General features: G+C 66.3%; 9 protein-coding genes. 1 reads left to right on the forward strand and 8 read right to left on the reverse strand.

Going from position 1 to position 6,813, the window contains the following annotated elements:
- The coding region (locus tag QZY06_RS08270) for a transcriptional regulator (RefSeq protein ID WP_295682727.1) at positions 1–556 on the reverse strand (556 nt) is incomplete at its 3' end.
- Between the two features lie 71 nt (positions 557–627).
- Positions 628–2,253 (reverse strand): cytochrome P450, encoded by a 1,626-nt coding sequence (locus QZY06_RS08275; RefSeq protein WP_295682730.1) that lies wholly within the window; start codon positions 2,251–2,253, stop codon positions 628–630.
- A 217-nt stretch (positions 2,254–2,470) separates the two neighbouring features.
- On the opposite strand from QZY06_RS08275, the gene QZY06_RS08280 reads away from it, so the two are divergent.
- Complete coding sequence (locus tag QZY06_RS08280; protein WP_295682733.1) at positions 2,471–3,007, forward strand: winged helix DNA-binding protein; 537 nt, start codon at positions 2,471–2,473, stop codon at positions 3,005–3,007.
- Between the two features lie 5 nt (positions 3,008–3,012).
- Here QZY06_RS08280 and QZY06_RS08285 read toward each other — a convergent pair whose 3' ends face one another.
- The 6 genes from QZY06_RS08285 to QZY06_RS08310 form a co-directional block, all read right to left on the reverse strand.
- Entirely contained in the window at positions 3,013–3,453 is a 441-nt protein-coding gene (locus QZY06_RS08285) for a PaaI family thioesterase (protein ID WP_295682735.1), read from the reverse strand.
- On the reverse strand, positions 3,450–3,914 hold the full coding sequence (locus QZY06_RS08290; protein WP_295682738.1) for a PaaI family thioesterase: 465 nt from the start codon (positions 3,912–3,914) through the stop codon (positions 3,450–3,452). The genes QZY06_RS08285 and QZY06_RS08290 overlap by 4 nt, the downstream gene beginning before the upstream one ends.
- Before the next feature lie 49 nt (positions 3,915–3,963).
- Positions 3,964–5,199 (reverse strand): AMP-binding protein, encoded by a 1,236-nt coding sequence (locus QZY06_RS08295; RefSeq protein ID WP_295682740.1) that lies wholly within the window; start codon positions 5,197–5,199, stop codon positions 3,964–3,966.
- Between the two features lie 30 nt (positions 5,200–5,229).
- Positions 5,230–6,015: an anti-sigma factor gene (locus QZY06_RS08300; protein WP_295682742.1), complete on the reverse strand. Its 786-nt coding sequence runs from the start codon at positions 6,013–6,015 to the stop codon at positions 5,230–5,232.
- Entirely contained in the window at positions 6,012–6,584 is a 573-nt protein-coding gene (locus QZY06_RS08305; protein WP_295682745.1) for a sigma-70 family RNA polymerase sigma factor, read from the reverse strand. Before QZY06_RS08305 ends, QZY06_RS08300 begins: the two co-directional genes overlap by 4 nt.
- A gap of 26 nt (positions 6,585–6,610) precedes the next feature.
- Positions 6,611–6,813 (reverse strand): hypothetical protein (locus QZY06_RS08310; protein WP_295682747.1); only part of this gene is annotated, 203 nt, incomplete at its 5' end.

Here is a 6,813-nt window from a genome sequence, read left to right on the forward strand (position 1 = left end):
TGAGTGCCGTGAGCGCCAGCCGATCCCGCGCGAACTTGAAGACGCGGTTTTCGCGCGTCGATGAGGCCATGCCCAGCCAGACGTCGCCGCCGCCGCCGGCGCCCAGCCGCTTTCGCAGAACCCAGCCCACGCGTGACGGCACGGGATCGCCGTCCTTGAAATCGAGCGCCGGCTCGGGTGCCGGCAGGCTTGCGCTTCGGGCGTCTTCTCGCGCCACTTCGGCCATGAACCGGTAGCCGTAACCGTAGACCGACTTGATCAGTTCCTGGGCTTGTTCATCGCCCAGGGCAGTGCGCAGGCGGGTGATGGCATTGCTCAGGCTGGCATCCGAAACGATGCGGCCGGGCCAGATGGCCTCGAACAATTCCTCCTTGGTGATGACTTCGCCCGGATTGCGGACGAAGTACATCAGCAGTTCGATGGGCTTGCGCGCCAGCTCGATCTTCTCGCCGCCGACGAGAACTTCCATCGTCCGCTCGTCGAGCACCACCTCGCCGAAACGCCAGCGGGGAGCGTCTTCCTTCGCTGGATGATTCGGCTCGACTTTCTGACCCACGCGCGCTCCCCTTTTTGGTGGGGATCATCAAACGCGATGAAGACGGTGGTCAATGGCCGCCCGCTTCGGGCTTACGAGGTGAACGCGGCAACCGCGACCGACGTGTTCATGAAATCGCGGAATCGCAGCCAGCGGCCGTCGCGCAAGGTGATGACGTGCACGAAGTCGGATTCGATCGTGCCGCCGGTGGCTTTGGCGGTCAGACGCAGATGGCCGGTGACGATCACCTGATCGTTCTGGGCGATGAACTCCTCGGCATCGAATTGATGGATGTCGACCGAAGCCAGCACCGTCTCGAAGAAGCGCCGTGCTTCGTTGCGGCTGCGATAGTCGCCAGCGTAGGGAATCGTTGACGGGCCGTAGAATTCGATCCGTACCTCGTCGTCGAGCAGTTCGAGGATCGCCGGCACGTTGCCGCTGCCGAAGCGGACGAACACTTCCTTGACCTGGGCGATGTTGGCTTCTTCAAGCTTGCTGCGGCGCTTGACCAACCGCGCCGGGATCGACGTGTGGCTGTGCTGCAGCAGGGTGGCGGTCTGTGGAATCGCCGGAGAGGAGCCAGGCTGCAGGCTCGCGTAGCGATCGAGTATTGCGTTCAGCAAGCACTCCACTTCGAGGTTGGCCAGTGGCGCGCCGAGGCAGTAGTGAATGCCGTGGCCGAAGCTCAGCTGGCCGCTGGCGTTGGTGCGATCGAGGCGGAATTCATAGGGCTCCGCGAAGACGGCTGGATCATGATTGGCGGCGGCGAAGAACAGCGCCACCCATTCGCCGGCCTTGATCGCCTTGCCACCGATCTCGACGTCTTTCATCACCTTGCGGAACAGGCGCTGCGGCGGGCCGGTGCGGCGCAGGGTTTCCGATTGGAAGCGGCCGATCAGCGTGCGATCGGCCTGCAGCTGTGAGTACAGCTCCGGACGGCTGATCAGCACCTGCAGACAGTTGGTCGCGTAGTACATCGTCGTTTCGCTGCCGGCGACCACCAGCGTGAAACAGAAGCGCCAGACCTCGTCGTGGCTCAGGCGCTTGCCGTCAGCTTCGGCAGTCAGCAGGGCGTCAATCAGATCGTCGTTCGGCGTTGCACCGCCGGCCAGCCGGGCAGCACGTTCGCTGACCGTCTGCTGGAAGTAGCCGACCATCTCGACATTGCTGGCGTTGCGCTCCTCGGCGGTCATCGCCGCCGACAGCATGAAAGCGTTCGACCATAGCTGGAACTTCTCCGACATCGCCGGTGGCAGACCGAGCAGGCGCAGCATCAGCCGCGCGGGCAGGTGGGCGCAGATCTGGCTGACGACATCGATCTCGCTTTCTGGCAGCGCATCGAGCAGATCCTTGACCACCGCTTCGATGTCCGGCCGCAGCTCGCGGATGCGGCGCGGCGTGAACGCCAGGCTGACCAGCTTGCGCAGGCCGGCGTGCTCGGGATCGTCGTGGTTGACCAGCATCAGGGTCGGCGCGCCGGTGCCTTGCTGGAAGTTGGCGGAGGAGAAGGTCTGCGGATCACGCGCTGCTGCGAGCACGTGTTCATGCTTCAGCAACGCCCAGGCCTGCAGCGGCGCGTCCTGACCCGGCACCGTGCCCGGCGGCCAGTCGGCATAGCCGGCGACTGGCGAATCAGCGCGCAACGCATCGTAGGCGGGATAGGGATCGGCGATGATGGCCGGCGTCGCGAGATCGCGGGGATTGATGGTGAGGTTCATGGTCCTTCCTCCAGAAGCACGTTTGGGTTTGACCGAGTTCGAGCTCGGTCTTGATTGTTGAAACGATGAAACTATGTCTCAAGGACACAATATGCGTACGGTGAGCGGGCGGTCAACAAGGGCGACGCCGGATGGCGAGGAGAGCGGCCGCAAGCCAGCCGCGAAAGCAGCCCGGAAATCGGCTGCGAAGCCGGCCGCAGCGTCGTCAGCGGCGGCTATGGAATCGCCGGTATCGGATTCGGCGAAGGAGTTTCTCGACCTGTTCTATCCGGTGCACTACAAGGTCGGTATCGGTATCGAGGACGCGCTGCGCGGCGGCCGTCTGACCCGCCATCAAGTGGCGATCCTGTGGCTGATCCGCTCGGAAGGCGAAGGCGGGCGCAGCATTTCGCGCAAGGAGATCGAGCGCTCGATCACCCGCTGGTTCGAGATCCGCAACTCGGCGATCTCGAAGTCATTGCGGGTGATGGCGCGCGAACCACTGGACTTGCTGGACATCCTCGAACACCCCACCTCGGGCCGCGAGCGTCAGGTGGTGCTGACCGCCAAGGGTGCGCGCGAGATCGAGCGCATGGTCGATCAGGGACGGCGCTTCATCCAGACCATGGTCGACCGGCTGGCCGCCGAGGAAGCATCACAAGGCGTGCATTTCCTCGGCCGCGTCAGCGCGATCATCGACCTGATCCAGCCGAAGACCCGCAGCGGCGCCAAGACTAGAGCCGTGGCGAAGAAGCGCGCAGCCAGCAAGCGCTGAAGGCGCTAGTCGACCAGCACGAACTGCAGGGTCGCGGCGGCAATCGGCTGATCGGCGCGATCCTGCCAGGCCGTTGCCCGCACGTTCGCGAAGCGACGGCTGCGGGTGACGACGACGGCCGAAGCCTGCACGTCGATCAATCGGGCCGAGCGCAGGTATTCGGCCGTGCAGCTGAACAGCCGCGGCAGGCGCAGTGAACGCGTGGCCAGCATCAGCTGGACGCTGGCCGTGGTCTGCAGCAGCGAACCGATCGCGCCGCCGTGCAGCGCCGGCACTTTCGGATTGCCGACGATCTGCTCGGCGTACGGCAGGCGGACGCCTAGCTGCTCGCCGTTGACACTGAACTCGAAGCCCATCTTGCGCAGATAGGGAATGCTCGCGAACAGCGTCTGCATGGCGTCGAGGCCATAGGAATTCACTGCCGTGTCGGTGCTCGTCGCGCTCATACGGCGGCTCCGGCAGCCGGTTTCACGCTGGGCGGAAACACCGCGAAGCTGCCGGTGGCGACGGCGACCGGATCGGCGCTGTCGCCGTCATGAGCGATCGCACGCACGGTCGCGACATGGTCGGTGATGGTCAGGCACCAGGCATCGCAGTGGATGTCGGCACCGGCCTTGGCGCGGCGCAGGAAATCGAGCCGCAGGTCGAGTGTGGCGGTACGGCGCAGGTCATCCAGCTGGGTCAGCACCACCGAGCCGGAGGTGGCGTCGAGCAGCGCGGTCAGCGTGCCTTCGTGCATCTCGCCAGTCGCCGGATTGCCGACCAGCTCGGCCGAATACGGCATGTCGACCGACAGCTTGCCCGGTGAGCAATGGGTGACGCGCATGCCCAGCGCTTCGTTGTGCGGCACGCGGGTCATGAAGAAATGCTGCTGCTCGGCGGCAGTCATGCTGAACACGGGATTCATCGGGCGGAGCGTTTGAGGATCAGGCAGCGATTTTACGTCGCGCGGGCGCTCAGGCTTCGATGGCAACCGGCGTCGGATCAATCAGCAGGCCGCCATCGGCCGTCACCGCGGCGCGCACGCCGCAGGCCACCCAGTCCTGCTGACGAACCACAGCGCTGGCATCCGGCTGCTGCCAGTAGCCGCGCAAGGTGGTCGGACCTCGGGCATAGAGCTCGCCGAAGGCGCCGCGCGACGCTTCACGGCCATCGTCGGCAGCGACCCTGAGTTCGAGATAGGCGATCGGCTGGCCGACTGCAGCCGCTGCCGCAGAGACCGGCAACGGCTGCAGCGTGGCGATGCCGCACAGCTCCGGCGTGCCCCAGGCGGTCATCAGCCGAGCCGCCGGGTAGCGCGCAGCCAGCGCCGGTGCTGCGCCGCTGAGGCCGGGGCCGAATTGCAGATCGAGCGTGCTGCGGGCGATCAGGATCTGGCCGAGACCGGCGAATGGTGCAGCGTCGGCCGCTTCGATCAGCAGTATCTGCAGCGCTGCTGCGGTCAGCAGCATGTCAGTCACGCCTTGCTCGCTGATCACGGCGCCGAGCCCACGCTCAGGGTCGACGAATACCTGCGAGCTGCCGCGCAGCAGCAGGCTGCCGCTGAACACCAGATTCTCGGCGGCGGTCGCGGTGATCGCCTGCAGACCTATGCCGGCATCGCTGAAGCTGCCTGCGGCCGCCAGCGCCAGGCTGGCAAAGCACAGACTGTGATGCGACAGCTGGCTGCCGAGCCAGCGGCCGTCGTCGCTGCGGTGGTAGCAGAGCGCGGCGGTGGCATCGCCGCCGATTTCGCGGTCGCGCATCGGATCGGCGGCGATGATCAGTGCGTCGTGAACCTTGGCCAGATCCGGGCAGGGGCCGTCGCCGCAGAACACCATCGCGCGGATGTAGGTGCAGTGGTCGAACAGGGCTTCGGACTGCGCCGCGTAGCGATCGTCGAGCACCAGGATCGTCGCCTGGGAATCGTTGATCAGCGCGCACAGGCCATCGAAGGCGAGACGCGGATCGGCATGCGCGGCGATGCCGCCGGCCCAGGCGATTGCGTACTGGGTTTCCAGCACCCGGTCGCTGTGCGCAGCGGCTATCGCGACGACATCGCCATTCGCCAGGCCGAGGCCGATCAGCGCATTGGCGAGGCAGGAAACGCGGCTTTCAAGCTGGCGGAAGGTCTTGCGTCGACCGGGGCCGATGGTGGCAATGGCGTCCGGATGCAGGTGAGCAGCGCGGCGCAGGGCATCGGTCAGTTTCATCAGCTTGATCGGAACTTCAGGAAAGGTCCGTCAGATTGCCTCGTCTCGCTCGGTGCGGTCGAGTACCGCGCCGCTGGGCTTGCCGGTCGGCGAGCCGCCGGAGGGTTCCAGGCTGATCGCGAACACCAGGCTTTGGCCGCTTTCGAAGTCCGGCGGCACGGTGACGGTGACGGTGGAATCGCGCTCGGTGCCGAGGATCGCCAGCGGCATCGGCGTGCTGCCGTTGCGCAGCCACCAGAGCTGGACGGTGCCGCGACCGACGCTGTAGAGGTCGTCGCTGGCGACGATCGACAGGCTGCGGTGATCCGGCGACAGGCTGATCATCCAGCCCATGCTCGAGGTCGGAATGCCGACCCTGGCGAGATAGATCGGCAGCAGGCTGTCGGGGTTCGCAACTTCGGCGGAATCCACTTGCTGCGGAGACGCGGGAAAGCTCAGACGGCCGCCGCCGAGGCTGATCGCGCCGAGCACCAGCATCACGCCGATCACCGAGGCGGCGGCGAGGAAGCCGAGGCTGCGGCGCAGCGCATCGCGACGACGCCGACGCGGTGCGGCTGCGATCGGTGCCGGCTGCAGGAAGGGTTCGGCCTCGAAGGCCCGCGCCAGCACCTGCGCGCGCACCGGTAGTGGCGGGTTGATGGCATCGATCTGCAGCGCCAGCGGCTGCAGCAGGTCTTCCCAGAACTGTATGGCTTCCTGCACCTGCGGATGGCTGATCCGCAGCCGTTCCAGCCGCCGCCGCGCCGGCCCGCGCAAGGTGCCGAGCACGTACTGCGAGGCCAGCAGACTGACCAGTTCCGGCTTGTCGTAATTCATGGTCCCTCCATGCAGCTGCGCAGGCGTACCAGACCGCGCCGTATCCAGGCTTTGACGGTGCCGAGCGGCAGGTGGAGCCGATCGGCGAGTTCCTGATTCGAATGCCCCTCGTAATAGCCGAGCAAAAGGCATTCCCGTTGCGCCGCCGGCAGATGGGCGAGGCAGCGTTGCAATTGCTCGAGATCGATCAGGGTCAGTGTTTCGGTTTCAGGACTCTTCGGCACTACGGCCGCATCACGCAGATCGGACGCATTTTCGGCGAGCCGGCCAGCACGATCAGTTTGCGCGCGCAGCAGATCCAGCGCCCGGTAGCGGGCGATGCCGATCAGCCAGCCATAGGGATCGCCGCGCGCGGCCGCATAGCCGTCGGCGTGCTGCCAGACGCGGATGTAGCAATCCTGAAGTGCCTCGGTCGCCCACTGCGGGTTGCGCAGCAGGCGCAGCAGGGCGCCGTAGACGTAGGGGCTGGTCTCGTCGTACAGCGCCGCAAAGGCGGGCTTGCTGCCATGCGCAACCTGATCGAGCAGGTCGCGCACGCGGTCGAGATCTTCGGGGCTATGCCGGCCCATGCCGGGATTGATTCCCGTGGCAGGTCTCAGCGCGCCGCATCGCCGGCCGACATCGCCGACGGCGCGCTGGCGCCGAGTTCCACCTGCGCCGGGATCGGCGGTGCCGGCAGCGGCACGAACACGGTTTCCAGCAGATGGGCATCGTCGAAATGCCGGCGGCCGATGTAGTCGACCGGCAGATGAGCGAGATGGCGCAGCCGTCCCGGTTCGGCGATGCCGCTGGCCAGCA

The sequence above is a fragment of the uncultured Nevskia sp. genome, assembly GCF_903885465.1.
Classification (GTDB): domain Bacteria; phylum Pseudomonadota; class Gammaproteobacteria; order Nevskiales; family Nevskiaceae; genus Nevskia.